This is a genomic window from Viridibacillus arenosi, assembly GCF_001955655.1.
Classification (GTDB): Bacteria; Bacillota; Bacilli; order Bacillales_A; family Planococcaceae; genus Viridibacillus; species Viridibacillus arenosi.
Genome location: NZ_MSPW01000002.1, coordinates 247,918 through 272,656, shown reverse-complemented (window position 1 = coordinate 272,656; position 24,739 = coordinate 247,918). Strand labels below are relative to the sequence as shown.

Sequence of the window (24,739 nt, the reverse complement as noted above, 5' to 3'; positions counted from 1 at the left end):
TATTTATGCCTACTTTTAAGCAATTATAGCAAATCGTTTTACCAAAGTCATCCATTTAAAGAAATTCAATTAAATGTTTCATGCAATATTTTTCGCCATTTTGCTAACAAATATAAGGAACCAGTCATGATAATTACTTCATTCAACAGCAACTTTTGTTGAACAGTAGTCAAAATGTCATATGTTGTCGATTTATTTTCCGCATAACTCATTTTCATAATCTCATCAGCAGCCATCGCACGATCATTCGCTATATTTACAAAAGTAAAGGTAGTACCTACTTTTTCTAATTCTGCTAAAACTCCACGTATATCCTTATCCCCAAGCATGCCCACGATAAAGTGAATGGGTTCATTAGGAAATCGCTCTTGAATCGCATCGACCAAACTTTTAGCACTCGCTGGATTATGTGCCCCGTCAATATAGAGATTCGGTGCAAGTTGTTCAAAGCGACATGCTAACTGAGCACTTTGAATCCCATTTCGAAATGCCTCGACATTTGTTTTTACTCCATTTACTTGTGCAACGATATTAAATGCTGTAATTGCTAGAGCCATATTACTACGCTGATGCAGCCCTGGCATTGTACGTGTTAAGTTCGTGATTCGTACATCATTAGCCATGTATATTTCCGTCGAGTTTTCCTCTGTAACGGTGAAATTTTCATTGTAGACAAGTAATGGTGAGCGAAGTTTTTCCGCTTCTTGTGTAAATATAGCCATCGCTTCAGTTGGTAACACACCTGTCACCACAGGCCTTTGTTTTTTAATAATACCTGCTTTATGCATAGCAATACTTTCTATAGTCGAGCCTAAAAAATTTGTATGCTCTATAGCAATACTAGGTACAACTGACACGATTGGCGTCACAACATTAGTACTATCAAAGCGTCCCCCCATACCACATTCGATAATAGTAATATCAGGTGCTAAGCGCTCGAAAGCTAAAAAGGCTGCTACTGTTAACAGTTCGAAATCTGTTAGCTTTCCATCTAATCCCGCATCCGCCATGATACTAAATACTACATCCATTTCTTCTGGTTTAATGGGTTGTTCATTTAGCTGAATTTGATCGTGTACATCTTCAATACACGGAGACATAAATGTAGCGGTTGACAGTCCATGAGCCTTACTTATATGTTCTATAAAAGTAATTGTTGAGCCTTTGCCATTTGTACCTGCTACATGGACTGCGGATAATTTTTCTTGTGGGTTCCCTACTAATTGCAATGCTTCAGTAATAGCTGTTAACCCTGGCTTTATAGAGGCATCACTACGGACACCCCACTTTTCTTTATAATGATCTAATTTAGGAATCATGTCGGCACCCCGTTTACTGCTTCACTTTATTGTTTAAAAATGCACGTACTTCAGAAATAAAATAAAGAGATCCTGTTATGACCAATACATGCTCGTCCTCTTTTTCCTCAACTGCTCGTTTCACTACACATTCCCAATCTGCATCAAAATAAGTATGGTGGTGCTGTGATAATGCTGCTAATTCTGCAGCTGGTGCGGCATTAGGCATACTTATTTGCGTAAATGTCATAGATGCTGCCACTTCCGCCATCATCTTAATACTTTTTAGATGATCTTTGTCCTGTAGCGCGGCGTAGATAAAATCGTATTCCCTCGTCGGATATTTCGCTTTTAATGTTGCAATTAGTGCTTCTGTTCCTTCAGGATTATGCGCTCCATCAATTACGATAAGATGACCATACTCTTCAAAACGTCCCGCCCATTTAGCTTCTTTTAAAGCTTTTCGAATAGCTTCTTCTGTAATATCAAAGTATCCAGCATCTTTTAACAATAATGCCGTTGTAATAGCTAATGAAGCATTGTTAATTTGATGAGGACCTGCCATAAGTAATTCAACATCATTTATGGCATAATCACCTTTAGAGTAATTAAACATCTGTGTATGTTCCTTTTGAGTGACTTTTGTTGCCGTAAAATCCTCGTTAAAAATAGCTATAGGTGCATGCTTCTCTTCTGCTATTTTCCGAAGAACTTCTATTGCATCTTCATTCTCTACCGTTGTCACTACAGGTCTATTTTCTTTAATAATGCCACCCTTTTGATAAGCAATTTCATCATAAGTATCACCTAAAATCGCTGTATGTTCTAAAGAAATCGTTGTAATTATTGAAATGACGGGATCAATCACATTAGTTGAATCTAATTTGCCACCAATACCTGTTTCAATTAGAGCAACATCTACTTTCTCATCTGCAAAATAGAGGAAAGCAACAATTGTCATAATTTCAAAAAAACTTGGGTATACTCCGTCCTTTTCATCTATTGCAGCAAACACCTTATTGACGTATAACAGGAATTGCTCATCCGTAATTTGCTTGTCACTAATTGTAATACGCTCATTTATGCGCTCTAAGTGTGGAGAAACAAAGCAGCCTACTTTTTCTACTTGACTGTATTTTAATATTTCCTTTAATGCATTTAAAGTAGAGCCTTTGCCGTTTGAACCTGCTAAATGGATTGTTTTAAAAGTATGTTGGGGGTCGCCAAACTCATGTAATAATGAAGTAACGACTTCTAATGGAATCGATGTACTACTACCTTTTTTTAATGAGGTTAAAAACTCGACGCACTGTTCTATATTTGTAAACACTATTCAACACTCCTGGTATGTATATTGTGCTTGTTATTTAATCAATTACCTTCTTATTATAAGCCATTATAAAGAACAATAACTACATTACATTTTAGTTATAATTACCACTTGACTTTTCCTTGCAGGATTAATTTCAATAGAACTAAAATATCTTTCAACTTATATCTGTTGAGAATTAAATTACAATAATTTCTCATATTTTACCGAAAATTGTTCGTTTTAATATCAAAAAAATCGCTCAAGTAAAATACTTGAGCGATTTTTTTGATTACATATTTTTCAATTCGTTAATACGTTTCTCCACTGTAGCATATTTTTCAATATAGTCCGCTTCTTTTGCACGTTCAGCAGCTACAACATCATCTGGAGCTTTAGATACGAAACGTTCATTGTTCAGTTTACCTTGAACACGTTTCACTTCTTTATCCCATTTCTCAAGTTCATGCGATAAGCGCTCAATTTCAGCCGCTACATCGATTAATCCTTCAAGTGGTAAGAATAGTTCTGCACCAGATACAACAGCTGACATGCATTGTCCAGGAGCTTCAATGCCTTCGCCAAGTGTTAACGGCTCTGGGTTACAGAATTTTTCTAGATACGCTTTGTTATCTTCTAGTACTGCAAGCGTTGCAGCATCTTTAGCTGAAACATATAAAGGTACTTTTTTGCTCATTGGTGTTTGTACTTCAGCACGAATGTTACGAACAGCACGGATAATGTCCATTAGTAATTTCATGTTATTCGATTGTGCTTGTGAAGTTAATGTTTCATCAACTGTCGGCCAAGCAGCTACTGTAATTGATTCGCCTTCATGCGGAAGGTTTTGCCAAATTTCTTCTGTGATAAATGGCATAAATGGATGTAACAGGCGCATTGTATTATCTAAAACATATGCTAATACAGAGCGCGTTGTTTTCTTCGCTGCTTCGTCTTCACCGTATAATGGCAATTTCGCCATTTCGATGTACCAGTCACAGAAATCATCCCAGATGAAGTTGTATAATTGACGACCTACTTCACCAAATTCAAATTTCTCAGCTAAAGTTGTTACTTGTTCGATTGTTTCGTTCAGACGAGTTAGAATCCATTGGTCTGCTACTGATTTTTTACCAGTTAAATCGATTTCATCGTAAGTCATGCCTTCCATGTTCATCAAAGCAAAGCGTGAAGCATTCCAAATTTTGTTTGAGAAGTTCCAAACAGCTTCTACTTTTTCATTTGAATAACGTAAATCTTGACCTGGAGAAGAACCAGTTGCTAAGAAATAACGTAATGAGTCAGCACCGTATTTTTCGATAACATCCATTGGATCAACGCCGTTACCAAGTGATTTAGACATTTTACGTCCTTGTTCATCACGAACTAAACCATGAATTAATACATCCTCGAATGGACGTGTTCCAGTAAATTCAATGCCTTGGAAAATCATACGAGAAACCCAGAAGAATATAATATCATAACCCGTTACTAATGTACTTGTTGGGTAATAACGTTTAAATTCTTCGTTGGCTTCATCTGGCCAGCCCATCGTTGAAAACGGCCATAATGCAGATGAGAACCAAGTATCTAATACATCAGTATCTTGATTCCAGTTTTCAGCATCAGCTGGAGCATCCGTACCTACGTAAATTTCACCAGTTTCTTTATGGTACCAAGCTGGAATTCGGTGACCCCACCAAAGTTGACGTGAAATACACCAATCACGGATATTCTCCATCCAACGGGAATACGTATTTTCAAAACGCGAAGGTACAAAGTTCACTTTGCCTTCTTCATCTTTTTGAAGCTCTAATGATGCATCTGCAAGTGGTTGCATTTTAACGAACCATTGTGTTGAAAGATACGGCTCAACAACAGCACCAGAACGTTCAGAGTGTCCTACTGAGTGCATATGATCCTCAATTTTGAAGCAAACACCCATGTCTTGTAAATCTTTCACGATTGCTTTACGGCATTCAAAGCGATCCATACCTTTGTATTTACCAGCATTATCATTCATTGAACCATCTTCATTCATTACAAGAATACGTGGTAAGTCATGGCGGTTACCTACTTCAAAGTCATTCGGGTCATGAGCTGGTGTAATTTTCACAACACCCGTACCAAATTCCATTTCAACGTACTCATCTGCTATGATTGGAATTTCGCGACCTACAATTGGTAATGTCACTGTTTTGCCGATTAGATGTTGGTAACGTTCATCTTTAGGGTGAACAGCGATTGCAGTATCACCTAGCATTGTTTCAGGGCGAGTTGTAGCAATTTCAATTGTTCCAGTTCCTTCAGTTAATGGATATTTGAAGTGATAAAAAGCACCTGGTATATCTTTGTAAATAACTTCGATATCAGATAACGCTGTTTTTGTCGCAGGATCCCAGTTGATGATATATTCGCCACGGTAGATTAAATCTTTTTCATAAAGTTTTACGAATACTTCTTTTACTGCATCAGAAAGTCCTGAATCTAATGTGAAACGTTCACGAGAATAATCTAGCGCTAGACCCATTTTTGCCCATTGCTGACGAATATGACCTGCATACTCTTCTTTCCATTCCCATGTTTTTTCTACGAACTTTTCGCGACCTAAGTCATAACGAGTAATGCCTTCTTCACGAAGTTTCGCTTCTACCTTTGCTTGTGTTGCGATACCCGCATGGTCCATACCCGGTAACCAAAGTGCATCGTATCCTTGCATACGTTTCATACGAATTAGAATATCTTGTAATGTTGTATCCCAAGCATGCCCTAAGTGTAGTTTACCTGTTACGTTTGGTGGTGGAATTACAATTGAATATGGCTCTTTGCCACTTTCAGGTTGTGCTTTAAAGAATTCGCCTTTTAGCCACCATTCATAACGCCCTTGTTCGATTGACTGTGGATCATATTTCGTTGGCATTGATGTCGTTTGTTGTTCTGTCAATTTGACGACCTCCTTTTAATTTTTTGTTAACAACGAAGTAACTTGTAGTTTTTTGCAAATAAAAAACTCCTATCGCCTAAAAAGGACGAAGGAGTTGAATTCGCGGTACCACCTTTATTTCAACACAAAAAACGTGCTGACACTTCATTGTATAACGGCTTCTAACCGGCTTCTGCTAAGCTTTATCAGGTTCACAGAAACTGCTCCAGGGCGACCTTCAAATGTGTGTAAGCGGAAACTCGCACCTAACGTTTCCTCTCTTTGGCAAACACAATGCATTCTACTCTTCCCTATCTATGCATCTATATTAAGATGACCTTATTGTATCGAAAAAAAGATGCATTTTCAAGTTTTTTAGAAAGGAGGACTACATTTCATGTCACGTCGAAAATATAACCCTTATTTTCTACCACCTTGGCTACGGAAAACAAGGTTTTACTGTAGAAGTATTATCATTCCTCTTTGTTGCTTCCAAGGTATTCGTGTAATCATCATCCCGACAACAGGAGACATTATATTACTTTTGGTATTAGCCTTATTGTGGTACTTACTGTTTACGGATTTCCTTTAAATTATACGTTTTAATCGTATATGCTTCTTCTAAATCCCATAAGAGCGCATCAGATTCTGGTATTTCTTGAGCACTTGCCTCAGCAGTAGTGGTAGAAGAACTTTCTACTACTTCTGCTTCTACTTGTGCAGTAGCAGCTTGCGGCTCCTCATAATTACATGTCGCTTGCCAGCTAAAATGACAGCTACCATCATCTTGGAATGTTGTCGTAATATAGTCTACTTTTATTTCTACAGGGACGTCTTTATTCACTCGATCTCGCGGCAAATTTACATGTAACGGCACAGCATATTCAAAATAACCCGATTCTCCTTGCATGTCTAAATCCTCTATTGTTGTCCAAGTTGAAGTCCCATGATGTGGTGTTTCTCCTTCTGCAAATGCTACATTGGCAGAAATATGATAAATACCTGTTAAGAATACTGATTCACCTGACTCTTCTTGTGTCCAACGAGGTGTAATTTTCACATTCGACGTATCTTGCGGTTTACCAAAACTTTCAGGGAAGTTAAATCCTTCTGCGATTTCCCAGGAAATATGTTGCATAGCTTGACCTCCTTCATATATCTAATAGATTATATGCTTGATAGTATCGTGAATATGCATTATGTTATGTCCTTAGAGCAAACGGTTTTAGTTATTCGTTTGTTGATCGGATCCATTAAAGTCATTGATGCTCTATGATAAAGATTATTTATATTAGGTACATTATCAATGTATTTACATGCATAAAAAAAGGCCTTCTCTAAATGGAGAAAGCCTTTTTCTTTTACTATTATATTAGCGTGCAAGTTGTTTAAATACTTTTTGGAAAGCTTGAACTGTCTTTGCAATATGTTCTTCAGTGTGCTCTGTAGAAACAAATACACCTTCAAATTGTGACGGCGGCAAGAAGATTCCTTCATTCGCCATTAAACCGTAGTATTCAGCAAACAATTGTAAATCAGAAGTTTTCGCCGTTTCAAAGTTAATGACATTCTCATTCGTTAAGAAATAACCAATCATTGAACCTGCACGATTTACTGTGTGCGGGATATTGTAAGTTTCTGCAGCTTCGCGGAAACCTGCTTCTAATTGATCCCCTAATTTTGTGAAGTAATCATATGTTTCAGGTTTTAAATGACTTATTGTTGCTAAACCAGCAGACATTGCAAGTGGGTTACCTGATAATGTACCCGCTTGATAGATTGGACCTGCCGGAGCAATTTTCTCCATAATTTCACGCTTACCACCGAATGCACCTACAGGTAGTCCACCACCGATTACTTTACCAAGACAAGTTAAATCTGGTGTTACACCAAAGTGACCTTGAGCACTATGATACCCTACACGGAAACCAGTCATTACTTCATCAAAGATTAATAGTGAGCCAGCGTTTGTTGTTAGTTCACGTAATCCCTCAAGGAATCCTGGTAACGGAGGAACCACACCCATATTACCGCAAACTGGCTCAACGATTACTGCAGCAATTTCTTCGCCGAATTTTTCGAAGACAAGTTTAGCAGATTCTAAATCATTATAAGGAACAGTTAATGTGTTTTGAGCAATTCCCAATGGTACACCTGGGCTGTCTGGTAAACCAAGTGTTGCGACACCCGAACCAGCTTTAATCAGTAAGCTATCACCATGTCCGTGATAGCTACCTTCGAACTTCAAAATTTTATCTCTTCCTGTAAAGCCACGTGCTGCACGGATTGCACTCATTGTTGCTTCCGTACCTGAAGATACCATACGAATCATTTCGATTGAAGGAATACGATCTATTACTACTTTTGCTAGTTCATTTTCTACTAGTGAAGAAGCACCGAAGCTCGTTCCTGTTTCAGCTACTTTTTGAATAGCAGCTACAACATCAGGGTGCGTGTGACCAATAATTAGTGGACCCCATGATAATACATAGTCAATATAATCATTACCATCGATATCCGTAATGATTGCTCCTTTACCACTAGCCATGAAAATGGGATCCATATCCACTGCTTTAAATGCACGAACTGGACTATTTACGCCACCTGGCATTAAGTTTACTGCTTCTTGAAAAGCTTGTTTTGATTTTTCATATGAACGTGTCATGAATTATTTTCCCTCCATCCAACGAACTGCATCTTTTGCATGATAAGTAATGATTAAGTCTGCACCTGCGCGTTTCATACCTAGCAGTGTTTCTAGGACCGTTTGTTTTTCGTCAATCCAGCCATTAATAGATGCCGCTTTGACCATCGCATATTCGCCACTTACATTGTAAGCAACAATCGGTAAATCGTAGTTATTACGTACATCACGTACAATATCTAAGTAAGCTAATGCTGGTTTAACGATTAAGAAATCTGCTCCTTCTTCTACGTCTGAAGTAGCTTCACGCATTGCTTCCATACGATTTGCAGGATCCATTTGATATGTTTTACGATCACCAAATTTAGGTGCGCCATCAGCCGCATCTCGGAATGGCCCATAGTATGCTGAGGCATATTTTACTGCATAAGACATGATTGGAACATCTTCAAATCCAGCATCATCTAAGCCTTTACGAATCGCTGCTACAAAACCGTCCATCATATTAGATGGTGCAATAATGTCTGCTCCTGCTTCTGCTTGAGAAACTGCCGTTTTTGCTAATAAATCTAGTGAAGGATCATTTAAAATTTGTTCTTTGTCATTAACGACGCCACAGTGACCATGAGAAGTAAATTCACATAGGCATGTGTCTGCAATAACAACGATTTCTGGGTAATTTTTTTTCACAAAACGAGTTGCTTCTTGAACAATACCGTGATTGTGGAAAGCTTGAGTACCTACTTCGTCTTTTTCGGCAGGTAAGCCAAAAAGAATAACCGAAGGAATACCTAGTGATACTACTTCATCCATTTCCTCACCTAAACGATCAATTGAAAATTGGAAAACGCCTGGCATAGAAGATACTTCATTTTTAATATTTTCGCCATCCATGACGAAAATGGGATAGATGAAATCTTCTTTATGCAAATATGTTTCTTTTACCATTGAACGCATAGTAGCAGATTGACGTAAACGTCTGTGTCTTTTAAATGTTAAATCTTTCATTTTAGATGTTCCTTTCTATTAGCTAACTCTTGAATCAAAGCTTTCATTGTATAGGTCGGTGGCATTATATCAACTTTAGCTCCCGCCTTAATTAGCGCTCGCTCCGTGATATGTCCAATGGATAGAACCATAAATGAATGCCAACCGATTACCTTTGCTACATGCTCAGAAAAAACCTCTACTGCAGATGGACTTGCAAAGGCAATACTTACATTTGTCGATTCTTTTAAAAGTGTTAGCAGTTCTGTAGTATGTTCTGTCGTTTGAACGGTTTCATAGACAGTCCATTCATCGACATGACAAGATAAACCTTTTACTATAGTATCCTTTGCCATCGAACCCTTAAAAAATTGACAGGATACATTGTCTCCTGCAATTGTAGGAAACTCTTGTACAAATACATCTGCACTAAAAGTTGATGGCATAAATTTAATCTCAAAACCTATTTCTTCAAGAGCTTCGGCTGTTTTTGTACCAACAGCAGCCACTTTACATGACCACTCAGATGCCTGGAAATGAAAACGCTGTATTTTACTTATAAAAGCAAGGACCGCATTTTGACTTGTGAAAATAAGCCAATCATACTGCTTACTTTTTTCAAGTCGTTGTCGGTCCATGTCACTTTTAATCTCATTAACAGTAATAAGCGGTAGGTGTATAGCCTGACCGCCTAATTGTTCAATTTGCTTTTTCACAGCTGCTGTAACATGTGTGCCTGTTAATACGATTTTGTCTCCATTAAGAGATAAATCATTCAGCATCTTGCTCAGCCTTTACTTTTTGAATTAAATCAAAGGCTCCTTGCTCTGTTAAAATACGAGCAACTTCTTCACCAGCTGCTTTAGCATCTTCCATTGTCACTGTTTCTTTATAAATAACAGACGCATCTGGGGCTGCTACTAAACCTGTTAGTTCAATTTGTTTTCCATCATATTTTGCGTAACCTGCGATTGGTACTTGGCAACCGCCATCCATTGCTGCAAGATATGCGCGCTCTGCATGTGCTTCTTCCCAAGTTGCTTTGTCTGTTAATTTAGCAAGCTCGGCTAATAATTCAGCATCATCACTACGACACTCAATACCAAGAGAACCTTGCCCAACAGCAGGGATACACATTTCAGCAGATAAGTATTCTGTTACGACATCTTGACTCCAGCCTAGTCGTTTAAGACCTGCTGCTGCTAAAATAATCGCATCATATTCGCCCGTTTCAAGTTTCGCTAAACGCGTATCTACGTTTCCACGAATCCATTTGATTTCGATATCTGGACGTTGGACTAATAATTGTGCACTGCGGCGTAAGCTACTTGTTCCAACAACAGCACCTTTTGGTAGATCAGCAAATTTCACATGACCTTTTGAAATGAAAGCATCACGTGCATCTTCACGTGGAGGGATACAGCCGATTACAAGACCTTCGGGCAGAACTGCAGGCATGTCCTTCATACTATGGACAGCAAAATCAATTCCTTTATCAAAGAGTTCTTGTTCGATTTCTTTTACAAAAAGTCCTTTACCGCCGACTTTAGAAAGTTGGACATCTAAAATTTGGTCACCTTTAGTCACGATTTCTTTGACTTCAAATTCAAACGGAGCACCCGCCTGTTTCATTTGATTGATAAACCAATTAGTTTGCGTTAAAGCCAGTTTACTTCTTCTTGAACCTACTACTATTTTTCTCACAATAATCCAACCTTTCTATTAATACCAGAGATGAAAATCAGATAACTTACTTCCTAAAAAGAAGTTAATGATTACAAATAGAAATGCATACACATGAGCCCACGCATAACTTGTCGAATGTAATCTCCTTTTTCGATTTCCATAAATGATGAAACAATATATTAACAACGAAACAAATGAACCAACAATTTTCACATCAAATACAGATATGTTATCTAATGTTAAATATGCCCATTGTAGTCCTAAAATTAAACTTATTAATAATAACGGTATACCCGTTAATAATGAAGCCGTCATTCCTTGCTCAGTTTGCTGTAATGATGGAAGTCTCGTCCATTGCTTAGTCCATTTCTTTTTCTTTAATACATTATATAAAATCAAATATAATGTCGAAAAAACAAACGATAGTGAGAATGCCACGTACGAAAGTATTGCAAACGTAATATGGATAAATAAAAGCTCAGAGCTTAGTGCCTCACCTACTGGCGACTGTGTAATTTGCGATGGTGCAAATGTATGTATCGTCATGAAGATGAATCCAATTACGTTGATGAAGAATACTGGTAAATCTACTCGATATACGCAATGTAAAAGAATCGAAATGGTTATTAATAACCAAGCGTATAGATAGATTCCTTCAAACAACGATAGTATAGGGAAACGATGTGTCTCCACTATATACATTACTAAAAAAACTGATTGTAAAATCCATACGATGGAAAGTAGCCAAAATGCAACACGGTGAGCTTTTGCATCCTTATTTAAATAATCTATAAAATAGAATACAAGACTGATTGCATATAAGACGACCATCGCTTCATGTAGTCTTGTCATCGTCAAATCAGCCATAACTTACTCCTTTATTTTTAACTTTATCTCGAAAAAAAGACGATTTCGCATCTATTAGTTTACCATACAGATACGAAAACGCCTCCTAAACAAATTTCATTAATATGATAATCCAGGACTAGAAGATTGTGCTTCTTCTGCTATTTTTTGCATTCGATTTTTTTCTTCTAATTGGTGTTTTTTCACTTCATCTTGCACATCATTCTCAATTCCGAAAATTTGTTGGAAAAGCTGTAATTGTTCATTTGCTTTTGCTGAACTAGCCATTTCCTTAGCTTGCAAAATTGGTTCTTTTAATAATTGATTGATAATTGATTTCGTATGTTTACTTAACACTTTTTTCTCACGTTCTGTTAAATCAGGCATTTTGTTTTCAATACTTTGCATTGTTTCCTCTTGAATTGTTGCTGCTTTTTTACGAAGCGCAGCAATTACAGGTACAACACCAAGTGTTGATAACCAGTCTTGGAATTCATGAATTTCAGTGTCAATCATTGACGAAATTTGCTTAGCAGCACGTTCACGCTCAGCTAGGTTCGCCTCAACTATGCCTTGTAAATCATCAATATCATATAGGAAAACATTTGGTAAATCGCCAATACGCGGATCTAAGTCACGAGGTACAGCGATATCTACCATAAATAATGGTTTTCCTTTTCTTAAACGTTCTACAAATTGCATTAATTCAAAATCAATAACATAGTCTGTCGCACCAGTTGAACTGATTAAAATATCAGCTTCAAGAAGTGTGCATTGTAGCTCTTGCATTGATTTTGCTGTTCCTTCAAATTTAGAGGCAAGTAATTCCGCCTTCTCAAATGTACGGTTAATCACCGTTACTTTACCAACACCACTACCATACAAATTTTGAGTAGCTAACTCACCCATTTTACCTGCGCCTAAAATAGCAACATGTTTTTGTTGTAATGAGCCGAAGATTTTCTTAGCAAGTTCTACTGCCGCATAAGAAACAGACACTGCATTTTCGCCGATAGCTGTTTCACCATGCGCGCGTTTTGCAAATGTAATAGCTTGCTTAAATAGTTTATTGTAAACAGTACCAGTTGCACCGATTTCTTGCCCATTCAAGAAGCTTGTACGCACTTGTCCAAGGATTTGCGTTTCTCCAAGTACCATTGAATCTATCCCTGCAGTTACGCGGAACAAATGCTCCATCGACTGTTCATCTTCACGAATATATAAATGAGCAGAAAAAGTTTCAACAGGAACTTTAAACCAATCTGCCAGGAATTGTTTTATATAGTGTCGTCCGGTATGCAATTGATCGACAACAGCATACACTTCTGTTCGGTTACATGTAGATACAATTACGTTCTCTAATATGCTTTTTTCACTTTGAAGAGCTCTCATAGCATTCGGTATTTCACTCTCAATAAATGAGAATTTTTCACGAATCTCTACTGGAGCTGTCTTATAATTCAAGCCTACTACGATGGTATGCATGAAATCATACACCTCTCACGTTCATCTAATTCACGATTTCTATTATAGCATAAATGTCCGTCACAGCTAGTTTTAATTGTGAACGGTATATGAATGATAATAGCACGCGTCTTATTTAGAATAATTATAATGTAAGTGTATCAAAAAATTTGTCGAACAACAACCTTATTGCTTTATATATTATTTTCCCCAAACGAGCACATAACTATTCACTACATAACAAAAGAGCGCAAGCAACTATCACTCGCGCTCTTCCTATTAAACTGTTACATTCTTTTTTCGATTTCTGCCCAAGCTTGGTCCATACCCATGCTTTTTTCAGAAGAAAATAAGATAAGCGGATCATTTGGATCCATGTCCAATACATCTTTCACGACTTTTTTATGCTTTTCCCATTTACCTTTTACAATTTTATCCGCTTTCGTTGCAACGACGATACATGGGATATTGTAATGCTTCAAGAAATCATACATCATACAGTCATCAACTGTTGGTTTATGACGAATATCCACAATTAACACAACCGCTTTTAATAGAGATCTGCTTGTGAAATATTGTTCGATCATTCGTCCCCAAGCTTCACGCTCAGATTTTGAAACTTTCGCATAACCATAACCTGGAACATCCACAAAGAACAATTGCTCTTCAATTTTATAAAAATTTAGTGTTTGAGTTTTTCCTGGTTTAGATGAAATACGCGCCATACTTTTACGTCCAATCATTCGATTGATAAAAGATGACTTACCTACATTTGAACGTCCTGCCAAAGCGAACTCTGGCAGACCATCCTCTGGATATTGTGCTGGTCGTACTGCACTAATGACCATCTCTACATTATTAACTTTCATATTTCTCCTCCGTCTAACGCTATTTCCAGTACTTCATCTGCGTTTGACACTATCTTAAATGAAAGCTGTTCACGAACACTATCTGGTATATCATCAATATCGCGTTCATTGTCTTTCGGTAAAATAATTGTCGTTAAGCCTGCACGATGCGCCCCTAACGTTTTTTCTTTCAAACCACCAATTGGTAATACTCGTCCACGCAACGTCACTTCACCGGTCATCCCAATTTCTCGTCGGATTGGACGTTTCGTTATTGCAGAAGTTATAGCTGTAACCATTGTAATCCCCGCTGATGGACCATCTTTTGGTACGGCTCCTTCTGGTACATGAATGTGAATATCATGTTTGTCAAAAAATTCCGGGTCAATATTAAGGTCCTCTGATTTTGAACGGACATAAGATAAAGCCGTTTGAGCAGATTCCTTCATCACGTCTCCAAGTTTACCAGTTAACTGCAATTTGCCTTTACCAGGTGTTAATGACACTTCAATCTGTAAAGTATCACCACCAACTGTTGTATACGCTAACCCAGTCGCCACACCTATTTGATTTTCTGTTTCAGCTTGGCCGTAATGGAAACGATGTTTCCCAAGAATATCTTCAAGATTCTTAGCCGCCATTACCACACGTTTTTTATCACCCGCAACAATTTGCATTGCTGCTTTACGGCATAATGTTGCAATTTGACGTTCTAATCCTCGAACACCTGCTTCGCGAGTATAATATCGAATTAGATCAATAATAGCATCATCGCGAATTTGCAATTGTGTCTTTGACATACCATGCTCTTTCAGTTGTTTCGGAATAAGATGTTTTTTCGAAATTTCATGCTTTTCTTGCTCTGTATAACCTGCGATAGTTATAATCTCCATACGATCAAGCAATGGACCAGGAATCGTACTTAAATCATTTGCTGTCGCAACAAATAATACATTTGATAAATCATAAGTTTCTTCAATGTAATGATCACTAAATGAATTGTTTTGTTCTGGGTCTAATACTTCAAGCATAGCGGCTGAAGGATCTCCTCGGAAATCATTCGACATCTTATCGATTTCATCAAGTAAAAATACAGGGTTTACTGTACCGGCCTTTTTCATACCTTGTATGATACGTCCTGGCATCGCACCCACGTAAGTTCTTCTGTGCCCACGAATTTCAGACTCATCACGTACACCACCAAGTGAAATACGGACAAATTTACGATTTAAAGCTTCTGCAATCGATTTTGCCAAAGAAGTTTTACCTACTCCAGGAGGTCCCGCCAAACATAAAATAGGACCACGTAAAGATTGTTTTAATTGTCGAACTGATAAATACTCAAGAATACGTTCTTTGACTTTATCAAGTCCTTCATGATCACGATTTAAAACTTTTTCTGCCATTTTAATATCATGTCTATCTTCGGTTTTTTCCTTCCATGGTAAAGCAACAAGCCAATCAATATAACTACGGATAACGCCACTTTCAGCTGCTGCTGCAGGCAATTTTTCGTATCTATCCAATTCTTTATACGCAGCTTTTAATGTAGATTCAGGCATTCCTGATTCTTGAATTTTCTTTTTCAATTCAGATACTTCACCTGTTTTGCCTTCACGATCACCAAGTTCCGTTTGAATAGCCTTCATTTGTTCACGTAAATAGAATTCCTTTTGCGCTTTTTCCATTGCACGTTTTACTTTAGAGCCAATCTTTTTCTCAAGATTCAATACTTCTTGCTCATCATGTAAACGTTGGATTAATATTTCCAAACGCTCCTTTACGTCGATGATTTTAAGAATCTCTTGTTTGCCATTAATTTTCAACGGCAAATAAGAAGCAACCATATCTGCAAAGCGTCCTGGTTCTTCAATATCAGCAACAGTATCATATGTTTCTGTTGTTACTTTACTCGAAGCTTTCGAGTACTTTTCAAAATAAGTTAAAAGAGTACGCATTAAGGCTTCTGTTTCAGCATCTACAGTTTTTGAATCTTCAAAGTTTTCAATTTCTACAACTGCAAATTCTTCTCCATCACGATAATCAACGACTTTCGCACGATTTAGACCTTCAACTAGAACACGAATTGTTCCATTGGGTAACTTTAGCATTTGTTTTACATATGCGACTGTCCCGACTGTATATAAATCATCCAGCGTAGGATTTTCAATGCTCATCTCTTTTTGAGTGACTAAGAAAATAAGATTATCTTCCAGCATTGCATGTTCAAGAGCTGCAACAGAGCGCTCTCGACCTACATCGATATGTAATACCATCGTGGGATAAACTAGTAAACCTCTTAAGGGTAATAATGGGATATTTTTTGTTCTTTTTACTTCAGTCATGCGGGTGATCACCTCCATTAGATTTTGTCCGATTTACCCGCAAATCAAACATTATTAATTACAGAAATGATTACCATTTCAATTTCACTCTTCATAAGTGTTTATCGACTGAAATTAATTTTAAAAAAAGCCAGCTTTCGAGTAGTGCTGATTGGCACTTTTTCGAAGCCAGCTTTTCAATCAGTTATTAAGCAGATGTTTTTTCGCTGTCTGATTTTAACTCAGTTCCATCTTCAAGTAAAAGTTTTGGACGAGCTTTTTCTGTAATCGTTTCTTTCGTAATGATACATTTTGCAATATCATCGCGAGAAGGTAGTTCAAACATAACATCTAACATAATGTTTTCAATAATTGAGCGTAAACCACGAGCACCTGTTTTGCGTTCGATTGCTTCTTTAGCAATTTCCAATAATGCATCTTGATTGAATTCAAGTTCAACGTCATCAAGAGCTAGCATTTTTTGATATTGCTTAGAAAGCGCGTTTTTAGGCTCAGTTAAAATTTGAACAAGTGTTTCCGCATCTAGTTGTTCAAGACTTGCTAAAACCGGAAGACGACCAATAAATTCAGGAATTAATCCGAATTTTAATAGATCTTCTGGGATTAAATATTTCATCAAGTTATTATCTTCAAGTTCGTCTTTCTTACCATTCGAACCGAAGCCAATTACTTTTTGACCTAAACGACGCTTAATAATAGATTCAATTCCGTCGAATGCTCCACCAACGATGAATAGAATATTAGTTGTATCGATTTGGATAAATTCTTGATGTGGGTGTTTACGTCCACCTTGAGGAGGAACGCTAGCAACTGTGCCTTCTAAAATTTTCAGAAGCGCTTGTTGTACACCTTCACCAGATACATCACGTGTAATCGATGGATTTTCTGATTTACGGGCTACTTTATCGATTTCATCAATATAAATAATCCCTTTTTCAGCACGTTCGATATCGTAATCAGCAGATTGAATCAGTTTAAGTAGAATATTCTCTACATCCTCACCAACATAACCAGCTTCTGTTAAGGATGTAGCATCTGCAATAGCAAACGGTACATCAATAATACGCGCTAATGTTTGGGCTAGTAATGTTTTACCACTACCAGTTGGGCCGATTAACACGATATTAGATTTTGAAAGTTCTACATCGTCAATTACACTGTTTGAGTTTACACGTTTATAGTGATTATACACTGCAACAGATAGGGCTTTTTTCGCACGCTCTTGACCGATGACATAATCATCCAAAATTGCAAGTATCTCTTTCGGTTTCGGAATATCTTTTAATTCTACTTCTTCTTCTGTACCTAGTTCTTCAACTACGATTTCAGAACACAACTCGATACATTCATCACAAATATATACACCTGGTCCTGCAACCAGTTTACGAACTTGTTCTTGTGGTTTGCCACAGAATGAGCATTTTAAGTTGCCTTTTTCGTCATTAAATTTGAACAATTATTTCACCCCTATTCAAGCAATAATGTTACAAGATTACGTTAACATTATCAAATATAATGATTTTGTATAGCTTGTAACACTTTGCTTTATAATTCTCTCTATGTATTACAAAGTGCTAATTATGTATGTGATAAAACAAGGTACGCTAAAAACCACGTACCTTGTCCTATCAATTCATGATGCTATTTAAATATTACTCAGTAATTTTTGCGTTTTCAGCTAGGAACTCAACTGTTTTTTGGATTTTGATATCGTGTTCTAAAACATGAGTACCACCTAAAGCAGTTTTAATTTGTTCTGCATCCATACCGAATTGTGCAGACATTTTTTCTAATTCAGCAGTTAAATCTTCTTCAGTTACTTCGATTTTCTCTGCTTCAGCAATTGCTTCTAAAACTAATGATACACGAACGCGGCTTTCAGCGTCAGTTTTCATTTGTCCACGAAGAGCTGCTTCGTCTTGTCCTGAGAATTGGTAGTAAAGATCAAGATTCATACCTTGCATTTGAAGGCGTTGAGTGAATTCTTGCATCATACGATCAATTTCAGTGTTAATCATAGCTTCTGGAATATCCATAGAAGCGTTAGTTGCTGCTTTTTCTACTAATTCATCACGTAAAGCTGTTTCAGAAGCAGTTGCTTTTTCAGCTGCAGTTTTTTCTTTTAGTTTAGTACGTAGAGCATCTAAACCTTCAACTTCGCTATCGATTTCTTTTGCAAGATCATCGTTTAGCTCAGGAAGTTCTTTACCTTTAACTTCATTAATAGTTACTTTGAAAGTAGCTTTTTTACCAGCTAATTCAGCTGCATGGTATTCTTCTGGGAAAGTTACTTCAACTTCTTTAGCTTCGCCAGTTTTTGCACCTACTAATTGTTCTTCGAATCCTGGGATGAATGAACCAGAACCGATTTCAAGTGAGTAGTTGTCGCCTTTTCCGCCTTCGAATGCTTCGCCATCAACGAAACCTTCGAAATCGATAACAGCAGTATCGCCAGTTACGATTGCTTGATCTTCTTTAACAACTAGCTCAGCTAGACGTTCTTGTTGTTCTTTTAATTGAGCTTCAATTTCTTCATCAGTTACAGCAGTGTCTTGTTTAGTCACTTCTAAACCTTTGTAGTCACCAAGAGTTACTTCTGGGCGAACAGTTACTTTCGCTGTGAACGTGAACGCTTCGTTTTTATTAATAGCTTCGAAGTCGATTTCTGGTTGATCAACTGGTTCTACTCCAGCTTCATCAAGAGCTAATGGATAGTTACCATTTACTAAGATTTCTAATGCATCTTGGTATAATGATTCAACACCAAAACGTTGTTCGAACATTTGACGAGGCATTTTACCTTTACGGAAGCCCGGTACGTTAATTTGTTTTACTACTTTTTTGAAAGCTTGATCTAAAGCTTCGTTTACTTTTTCAGCAGATACTTCTACTGTTAATAATCCAGTATTACCTTCTTGTTTTTCCCATTTCACTGACATTTATTCTACCTCCAAAAATAATTTCAAATGTTAGACAATTCATTCGTTTTTACGATTTTGACAACCATTTTAGTATATCATAGATAGCTATACTTTCAACTTATTTCATACGTCAGGCAGTTCAGAAAGTTGCTCAAGCTTGTGGAAAAAGTCCATCAAGTCGTAATCAGTTTCCTTTACTTCTCCGAACATTGCATGTACAAAGTCAACGTAGCCATCCGCTATTTCCCGTGCTTCATAATCGAACCATTCAAATGGATAAGTTACGACAATATGTCGTTGTATCAAATATTGTACCATATCTAATGCCGATGGTTCTTGCTGTAGCTCATCTTCAACAATTGCCAAGACCGCTTCTGTAACAGGTAAGGCAGATGGTTCTGCTAACTCGACAGGATTAACCGTACACAGAACATTGAATTTTGTAACCTTCACCGTTGTATCAACTTGTTGATTTACTAGCAATAACAATGCCTCACTTTGAAGTAAGGGGTGGATTCGGTCATCTTCGATAATGGCTACAATTTCCTCTTTTATATGACGAATATTAACATGTCGAATACTCTGCAATAATTGAAACTGTTTCATATAAGATAAAGAGAAAAAATGATCTGGTTGTAACGCTGTACTATCAATCTCCTGATCGACTACCGGCTCATCTGCCTGAATAAGATTCTCTGCTATACGAGCATTAAGTTCTTGCAAGCGAATAAACTTAGGAATTGATTCCTCTGGAATGACTTGTTCTTCAAGTAATGATCTGATTAATTCCTCTACCTGATTGAACTCTTTCAATTCCATGCAGACAGTGAGATATAACTCCATCGCTTCTATGTATTTATGAGGACCTATCGCGAGTAATTTCTCACATGCCTCTTTCGCTTTTTCAAAATTTCGTATTTCATATAAGGAGAAAGCATATACACTAAGCGTACTTTCATCGCCTTCAGTATACTGCAATGCTTCACTAAGAGCTTGCACAGCTAAGTCATATTGATAATGCTCTGCATAGTGATGCCCATCAGCTATTAGTTTATTAATAGCTCCAGGAAACACAATGACATTATCTTGTTTTAGAATATTGTGTCGTTTTTTTCGCATGTGTGCTCACTCTCCCACTCTATTTTATCATATTTTGCATATACACAAAAACATTTTACACACCCATATTCCCTCTTAGATAGTGGAAGTTCAAAGCAACAAGTTCAATAAAAAGGATTTTACTTCCAATATTTATATAGGTAGAAACTCTATATCTCACATAGTAACAAAGGCGACTTTCTCCCATTATAACCGTCTTCTATCGTATATAATCGAAGTCACCTTCCAAAATATACTACACAGGTTAATTGGCTGGAAAATGCTGCTCAACTGACTGTAAAAAGTGTTGTATCGCTACTGGAAGATGACGATTTTTCATATATGCTAGATAGACTGTTCTTTCAAGGGAAGGATGATCAATCGGTCTTTGGACAACTGTTTTGTCGATTGGCTCCATAACATAATTTTCAGGGACAATTGTAACCCCTAAATTATTTCTCACTAAAGAAACTGCTGTTTCAAAACGCTCTATCTCAAATTGAATGTTTAAGTTTAATTGCCCAACTTTAAAGGCATTTATAATATCTATTCGTGTTTGAAAACCTTCTGTACTAATAATGAATGATTCCTGCTCTAAATCAGCTAAGCTCAAACTAGCTTTTTTTGTTAGTGGATGTCCTTGAGGCAACACAGCTACTAATCGTTCCTTATAAAGTGGAATCGATTCTATATCCTCCTCATAAATCAATTGATTCGTAATGATTGCATGTGATTTATATGTTTGAAGAGAGTGTTTAACATGCTCTACGCTTAGTACATCAAAAAGCTTAAATACCATAGCCGGGTAACTTTGTTTATAGGTATAGATCAAATTAGGTAGCCAAGTCTTAAGTGATTCAATTATACCAAGTACAATTTCACCTTTTCCTCCAACTATTACTTCCTTCATTTCTTTATTCATAATATCCATTTGAGATAACATGATAGTTGCTCTCGTATATAGCAATTCACCTGCATCCGTTAATACAAATTTTCGAGTACTTCTTTCAAGTAAAGGTGCTCCAACTTCATGTTCTAGCTTCTTTACTGCATTGCTTAAGGAAGGTTGCGATATATGTAGTTTTTCAGCTGCTTTAGAGTAACTTTTATTATTCACAATTGTGATGAAATAATATAATCTTTTTAAATCCATAATTATTATCTCTCTCCACTTATAGTTTTTAACTATTATTTTATAATAATTATATATTAGAAATTATAATTAATGAAATATATAATGAATTTACAATCAATTTTAATTATTCTAAACGTTGAGGTGAAATATATGTATACAATGATTACTAAAGAACAATGGCAAGGTCGTATAGACCATCCGACAAATCGAGTGAGTTTTCGATACCATCAAGCAGTCGAACCAATTAATATTCAAGAAATCAAGGAAAGTACAACTTCCACTTCAACCATTATTGGCTTTGAATGTGAAGAAGGCGTTAGAAGAAATCAAGGACGTCTTGGCGCAGCTGCTGCTCCTAATGCTATAAGATCCTCATTATCAAGTTTGCCTTGGATACTGCCTTCTGAAAGTAAATTACAGGACGCTGGAAATATAGCATGTAAAGGTTCGTATCTTGAAGAAGCTCAAATTGAACTAGGTAAAGCTGTTACTAAAATTTTAAATTCTAAATCTAAGTGTATCGTGCTCGGAGGAGGTCACGAAACTCTATATGGCCATTACTTAGGAATTAGAGAAGCGATTGGACCGGATAAAAAACTCGGCATAATCAATATTGATGCGCATTTTGACTTGCGCTCATATGAAATTGAGCCATCATCTGGTACGATGTTCCGTCAAATTTTAGAAAAAGATATGAATGCTAGCTATTTTGTACTTGGTATTCAACGTTATGGCAATACAATGGAATTATTCGAAAAAGCAGATGAACTTGGTGTTCACTACATCTATGAAGATGAGCTAATTACTGATTCATCTCAACTTTATAAAAGCGAGTTACAAGAATTTATCGATAACCATGACGCAGTGTTGCTAACACTTTGTACAGATGTATTGAACGCTGCATTTGCACCTGGTGTTAGTGCACCTTCTCCGTTTGGCTTATCTCCACAAATTGTACGTTCTATTATTCAATTTGTGACAAGTGATGACAAAACGGTGTCATTTGATATTTGTGAAGTGAATCCATCGTTAGACGAAGGGGGAAGAACGACAAAATTAGGGGCATATTTCGTCAACGAAGCAATAGTTTCTTTTATAAAGGGGTATGGTAGATGTTAGAAATCAATCAAATAACAACCGTCTTTTTAGCGGTTGCTCTATTAACTTTAGGTAGCTTTATCATTAAAAAAATAGGGGTTTTACAGCGTTTTTGTATTCCAGCACCGGTTGTTGGGGGCTTAATATTCGCAGCACTTGCGACTATTTTACAAGCAACGGGCACTTTAGAAATTTCATTAGATACCTCTTTACAAAGTTTGTTTATGATTACTTTTTTCACGACTGTTGGTTTAGGGGCAAGTTTTAAATTAGTAAAGCTTGGCGGGAAATTACTAATCATTTATTGGCTAGCTTGTGGCTTTTTAGCACTTATGCAAAATGTAATCGGTGTCTCACTTGCATCATTATTTGGCATCGACCCTCTAATTGGCATGATGGCTGGAGCTGTATCAATGGAAGGTGGACATGGTTCTGCCGCTGCGTTCGGACAAACATTAGAGGATCTCGGAATTTCCTCAGCGATGACAATTGGCGCTGCGGCTGCAACATGTGGTCTTGTAGCAGGCGGTCTTATTGGTGGTCCGATTGTTAAATATTTAATCACTAAACACGACTTGAAACCTGCAGAAGAAGAGGAAGTTGCTAGCCACGAGGATGATGACTATCCAATTACTTCTGAATCTTTTCTATTCCAAGTGTTTATCATTACATTCTGTATGGCGGTTGGTACATATTTAGGCACATTATTCTCAGAAGCTACAGGATTTGTTCTTCCAGGATATGTAGGTGCTATGTTTACTGCTGTCATTGTACGAAATGTTTTAGATAAAATTAAACCACATTCAGTTCATATGAAGAGTGTTAACTTAATTGGTGACGTGACATTAGGTATCTTCCTATCAATGGCATTAATGAGTATTAAACTTTGGGAAATCGCAGATTTAGCATTACCATTATTTGCCATCGTATTTGTTCAAGTATTATTTATCGTCGTATTTAGTATCTTCGTGTTATTCCGTATCCTTGGAAAAAACTACGACGCTGCTGTAATGGTTGCTGGTTTTGCTGGACACGGATTAGGTGCAACACCAAATGCAATGGCTAACATGTCAGCTGTTGTAAACCGTTTCGGACCATCTCGTAAAGCATTTTTAATCGTACCAATCGTTGGCGCATTTTTAATTGATGTTTTTGCAATACCAATCATTATCACTACCATTAATCTATTCAAATAATAATAGGACCGTTATCCATTTGGATGACGGTCTTTTTGACTTTTTCTTGTATGACCCAGTTTTTCGTTAGGCTCATCGATTCATTAAGAAGAGATTCTAAAAAAGACACAAAGGAACCTTATTTATCGACCTAGTTAACTTTACTTTTTTTCGATGTTGTCCTTTATTCATCATATTCATCAAAAAACTTCTAGCCCTATATACGAACAACATGCAAAGTATGATCAATGCCCTCCTCCATAATAATAAGGATTCTGTACAGCGTTATAATATGGATGATAGTTTGTCATAGGTATGCTAGGTTGTTCTATGTTGGTGTTCTTTGGCTGTTTCAAACAATTGTCAGTTGGGCCAATGAGTATTGTTTCATTATTTAAAGGTGCAAGCGTTTTTTTCAATTGGTTAGGATCTAAACAATAAGCATAAGCAAGTACTTCAGTAGGTGTTTTTGTAAGGAGATCCGACCCTAATATAGATTCTGGATACGGGGCATCAAAAATAGCAAGTAAATGCGTTTTTTCTTTTGTCGCTATTTCCCAATGCCACCAACCTTGAGGTATGTTCGCAACTTGCCCAGGGGTAATCGGTATATGTGACACTTTATTAGTAAATGGGTTAATCAAAGAAACGACTGCAGATCCTGAAATACAATATACTAACTCCGAAGCATTTTGATGATAATGCGGTTCAATAATACGATCTTTACTTAAAAATATATCAAAAAGCGATACATTCCCTAGCGTATTTAAATTATTTCTACCTAGACTATTAATAAAATTTTCATTATTACGCGTAAATAATCTGTTTTTATTTAAATCAAAAAAGAATTCTACATTCGGTTGTGTAAAATCCATGTAAGAAATAGACATTGATTAAAAACCTCTTTTCATTAAATGATTCGTCTCATCGTATTTTATGCAAATAACAAAAATGCGTGACAA

Annotated in this window: 20 protein-coding genes and 1 other annotated feature; of the genes, 3 read left to right on the top strand and 17 right to left on the bottom strand. The window is 36.8% G+C overall.

Going from position 1 to position 24,739, the window contains the following annotated elements; genetic code table 11:
* Nucleotides 1–65 precede the first annotated feature (65 nt).
* The 3 genes from BK137_RS05150 to BK137_RS05140 all read right to left on the bottom strand — a co-directional run bounded on the left by BK137_RS05150 (nucleotide 66) and on the right by BK137_RS05140 (nucleotide 5,527).
* Nucleotides 66–1,319, bottom strand: coding sequence for a bifunctional folylpolyglutamate synthase/dihydrofolate synthase (locus BK137_RS05150; protein ID WP_038187459.1), 1,254 nt, complete (start codon nucleotides 1,317–1,319; stop codon nucleotides 66–68).
* Between the two features lie 13 nt (nucleotides 1,320–1,332).
* A complete protein-coding gene (locus BK137_RS05145; protein WP_038187462.1) occupies nucleotides 1,333–2,628 on the bottom strand; it encodes a bifunctional folylpolyglutamate synthase/dihydrofolate synthase in 1,296 nt (431 codons plus the stop codon).
* A 271-nt stretch (nucleotides 2,629–2,899) separates the two neighbouring features.
* Nucleotides 2,900–5,527 carry a valine--tRNA ligase gene (locus tag BK137_RS05140; RefSeq protein WP_143691005.1) on the bottom strand — a complete coding sequence of 876 codons (2,628 nt, stop codon included), beginning with the start codon at nucleotides 5,525–5,527 and terminating at the stop codon, nucleotides 2,900–2,902.
* 102 nt (nucleotides 5,528–5,629) lie between these two features.
* Nucleotides 5,630–5,857, bottom strand: a binding site (T-box leader).
* Nucleotides 5,858–5,927: 70 nt separating this feature from the next.
* Here BK137_RS05140 and BK137_RS05135 point away from each other — a divergent pair.
* Nucleotides 5,928–6,122, top strand: coding sequence for a hypothetical protein (locus BK137_RS05135; RefSeq protein ID WP_076034340.1), 195 nt, complete (start codon nucleotides 5,928–5,930; stop codon nucleotides 6,120–6,122).
* Here the strand turns inward: BK137_RS05135 and BK137_RS05130 are convergent.
* From BK137_RS05130 to BK137_RS05070, 13 genes are all read right to left on the bottom strand, one after another.
* Entirely contained in the window at nucleotides 6,099–6,668 is a 570-nt protein-coding gene (locus BK137_RS05130) for a hypothetical protein (RefSeq protein ID WP_051448777.1), read from the bottom strand. The genes BK137_RS05135 and BK137_RS05130 overlap by 24 nt on opposite strands.
* Nucleotides 6,669–6,902: 234 nt before the next feature.
* Complete coding sequence (gene hemL, locus BK137_RS05125) at nucleotides 6,903–8,195, bottom strand: glutamate-1-semialdehyde 2,1-aminomutase (protein ID WP_038187469.1); 1,293 nt, start codon at nucleotides 8,193–8,195, stop codon at nucleotides 6,903–6,905.
* Between the two features lie 3 nt (nucleotides 8,196–8,198).
* A complete protein-coding gene (gene hemB / locus BK137_RS05120; RefSeq protein WP_038187470.1) occupies nucleotides 8,199–9,182 on the bottom strand; it encodes a porphobilinogen synthase in 984 nt (327 codons plus the stop codon).
* Nucleotides 9,179–9,943 carry a uroporphyrinogen-III synthase gene (locus BK137_RS05115; RefSeq protein ID WP_038187472.1) on the bottom strand — a complete coding sequence of 255 codons (765 nt, stop codon included), beginning with the start codon at nucleotides 9,941–9,943 and terminating at the stop codon, nucleotides 9,179–9,181. Before BK137_RS05115 ends, hemB begins: the two co-directional genes overlap by 4 nt.
* Nucleotides 9,933–10,865 carry a hydroxymethylbilane synthase gene (hemC, locus tag BK137_RS05110; protein ID WP_038187475.1) on the bottom strand — a complete coding sequence of 311 codons (933 nt, stop codon included), beginning with the start codon at nucleotides 10,863–10,865 and terminating at the stop codon, nucleotides 9,933–9,935. The genes BK137_RS05115 and hemC overlap by 11 nt, the downstream gene beginning before the upstream one ends.
* Nucleotides 10,866–10,883: 18 nt before the next feature.
* A complete protein-coding gene (gene ccsA / locus BK137_RS05105; protein ID WP_038187478.1) occupies nucleotides 10,884–11,714 on the bottom strand; it encodes a cytochrome c biogenesis protein CcsA in 831 nt (276 codons plus the stop codon).
* A 99-nt stretch (nucleotides 11,715–11,813) separates the two neighbouring features.
* Nucleotides 11,814–13,178, bottom strand: coding sequence for a glutamyl-tRNA reductase (gene hemA, locus BK137_RS05100; RefSeq protein WP_038187481.1), 1,365 nt, complete (start codon nucleotides 13,176–13,178; stop codon nucleotides 11,814–11,816).
* Between the two features lie 266 nt (nucleotides 13,179–13,444).
* Entirely contained in the window at nucleotides 13,445–14,026 is a 582-nt protein-coding gene (gene yihA / locus BK137_RS05095) for a ribosome biogenesis GTP-binding protein YihA/YsxC (RefSeq protein WP_038187485.1), read from the bottom strand.
* A complete protein-coding gene (gene lon, locus BK137_RS05090; RefSeq protein ID WP_038187488.1) occupies nucleotides 14,023–16,350 on the bottom strand; it encodes an endopeptidase La in 2,328 nt (775 codons plus the stop codon). Before lon ends, yihA begins: the two co-directional genes overlap by 4 nt.
* A 187-nt stretch (nucleotides 16,351–16,537) precedes the next feature.
* Nucleotides 16,538–17,806 carry an ATP-dependent protease ATP-binding subunit ClpX gene (clpX, locus tag BK137_RS05085; RefSeq protein WP_038187490.1) on the bottom strand — a complete coding sequence of 423 codons (1,269 nt, stop codon included), beginning with the start codon at nucleotides 17,804–17,806 and terminating at the stop codon, nucleotides 16,538–16,540.
* A gap of 196 nt (nucleotides 17,807–18,002) precedes the next feature.
* Nucleotides 18,003–19,289, bottom strand: a complete 1,287-nt coding sequence (tig, locus tag BK137_RS05080; protein WP_038187494.1) for a trigger factor — start codon at nucleotides 19,287–19,289, stop codon at nucleotides 18,003–18,005.
* 105 nt (nucleotides 19,290–19,394) lie between these two features.
* A complete protein-coding gene (locus BK137_RS05075) occupies nucleotides 19,395–20,390 on the bottom strand; it encodes a tetratricopeptide repeat protein (RefSeq protein WP_038187496.1) in 996 nt (331 codons plus the stop codon).
* A gap of 244 nt (nucleotides 20,391–20,634) precedes the next feature.
* The gene (locus tag BK137_RS05070) at nucleotides 20,635–21,522 is read right to left on the bottom strand and encodes a LysR family transcriptional regulator (RefSeq protein WP_038187499.1); all 888 of its coding nucleotides are present in this window, start codon (nucleotides 21,520–21,522) and stop codon (nucleotides 20,635–20,637) included.
* A gap of 132 nt (nucleotides 21,523–21,654) precedes the next feature.
* On the opposite strand from BK137_RS05070, the gene hutG reads away from it, so the two are divergent.
* Both hutG and gltS read left to right on the top strand, forming a co-directional pair.
* Nucleotides 21,655–22,623 (top strand): formimidoylglutamase, encoded by a 969-nt coding sequence (gene hutG / locus BK137_RS05065; RefSeq protein WP_038187502.1) that lies wholly within the window; start codon nucleotides 21,655–21,657, stop codon nucleotides 22,621–22,623.
* Complete coding sequence (gene gltS, locus BK137_RS05060; RefSeq protein ID WP_038187517.1) at nucleotides 22,617–23,798, top strand: sodium/glutamate symporter; 1,182 nt, start codon at nucleotides 22,617–22,619, stop codon at nucleotides 23,796–23,798. Before hutG ends, gltS begins: the two co-directional genes overlap by 7 nt.
* A gap of 224 nt (nucleotides 23,799–24,022) precedes the next feature.
* On the opposite strand, the gene BK137_RS05055 is transcribed toward gltS, so the two are convergent.
* Nucleotides 24,023–24,667 carry a cupin domain-containing protein gene (locus BK137_RS05055; RefSeq protein ID WP_038187520.1) on the bottom strand — a complete coding sequence of 215 codons (645 nt, stop codon included), beginning with the start codon at nucleotides 24,665–24,667 and terminating at the stop codon, nucleotides 24,023–24,025.
* Nucleotides 24,668–24,739: the final 72 nt, after the last annotated feature.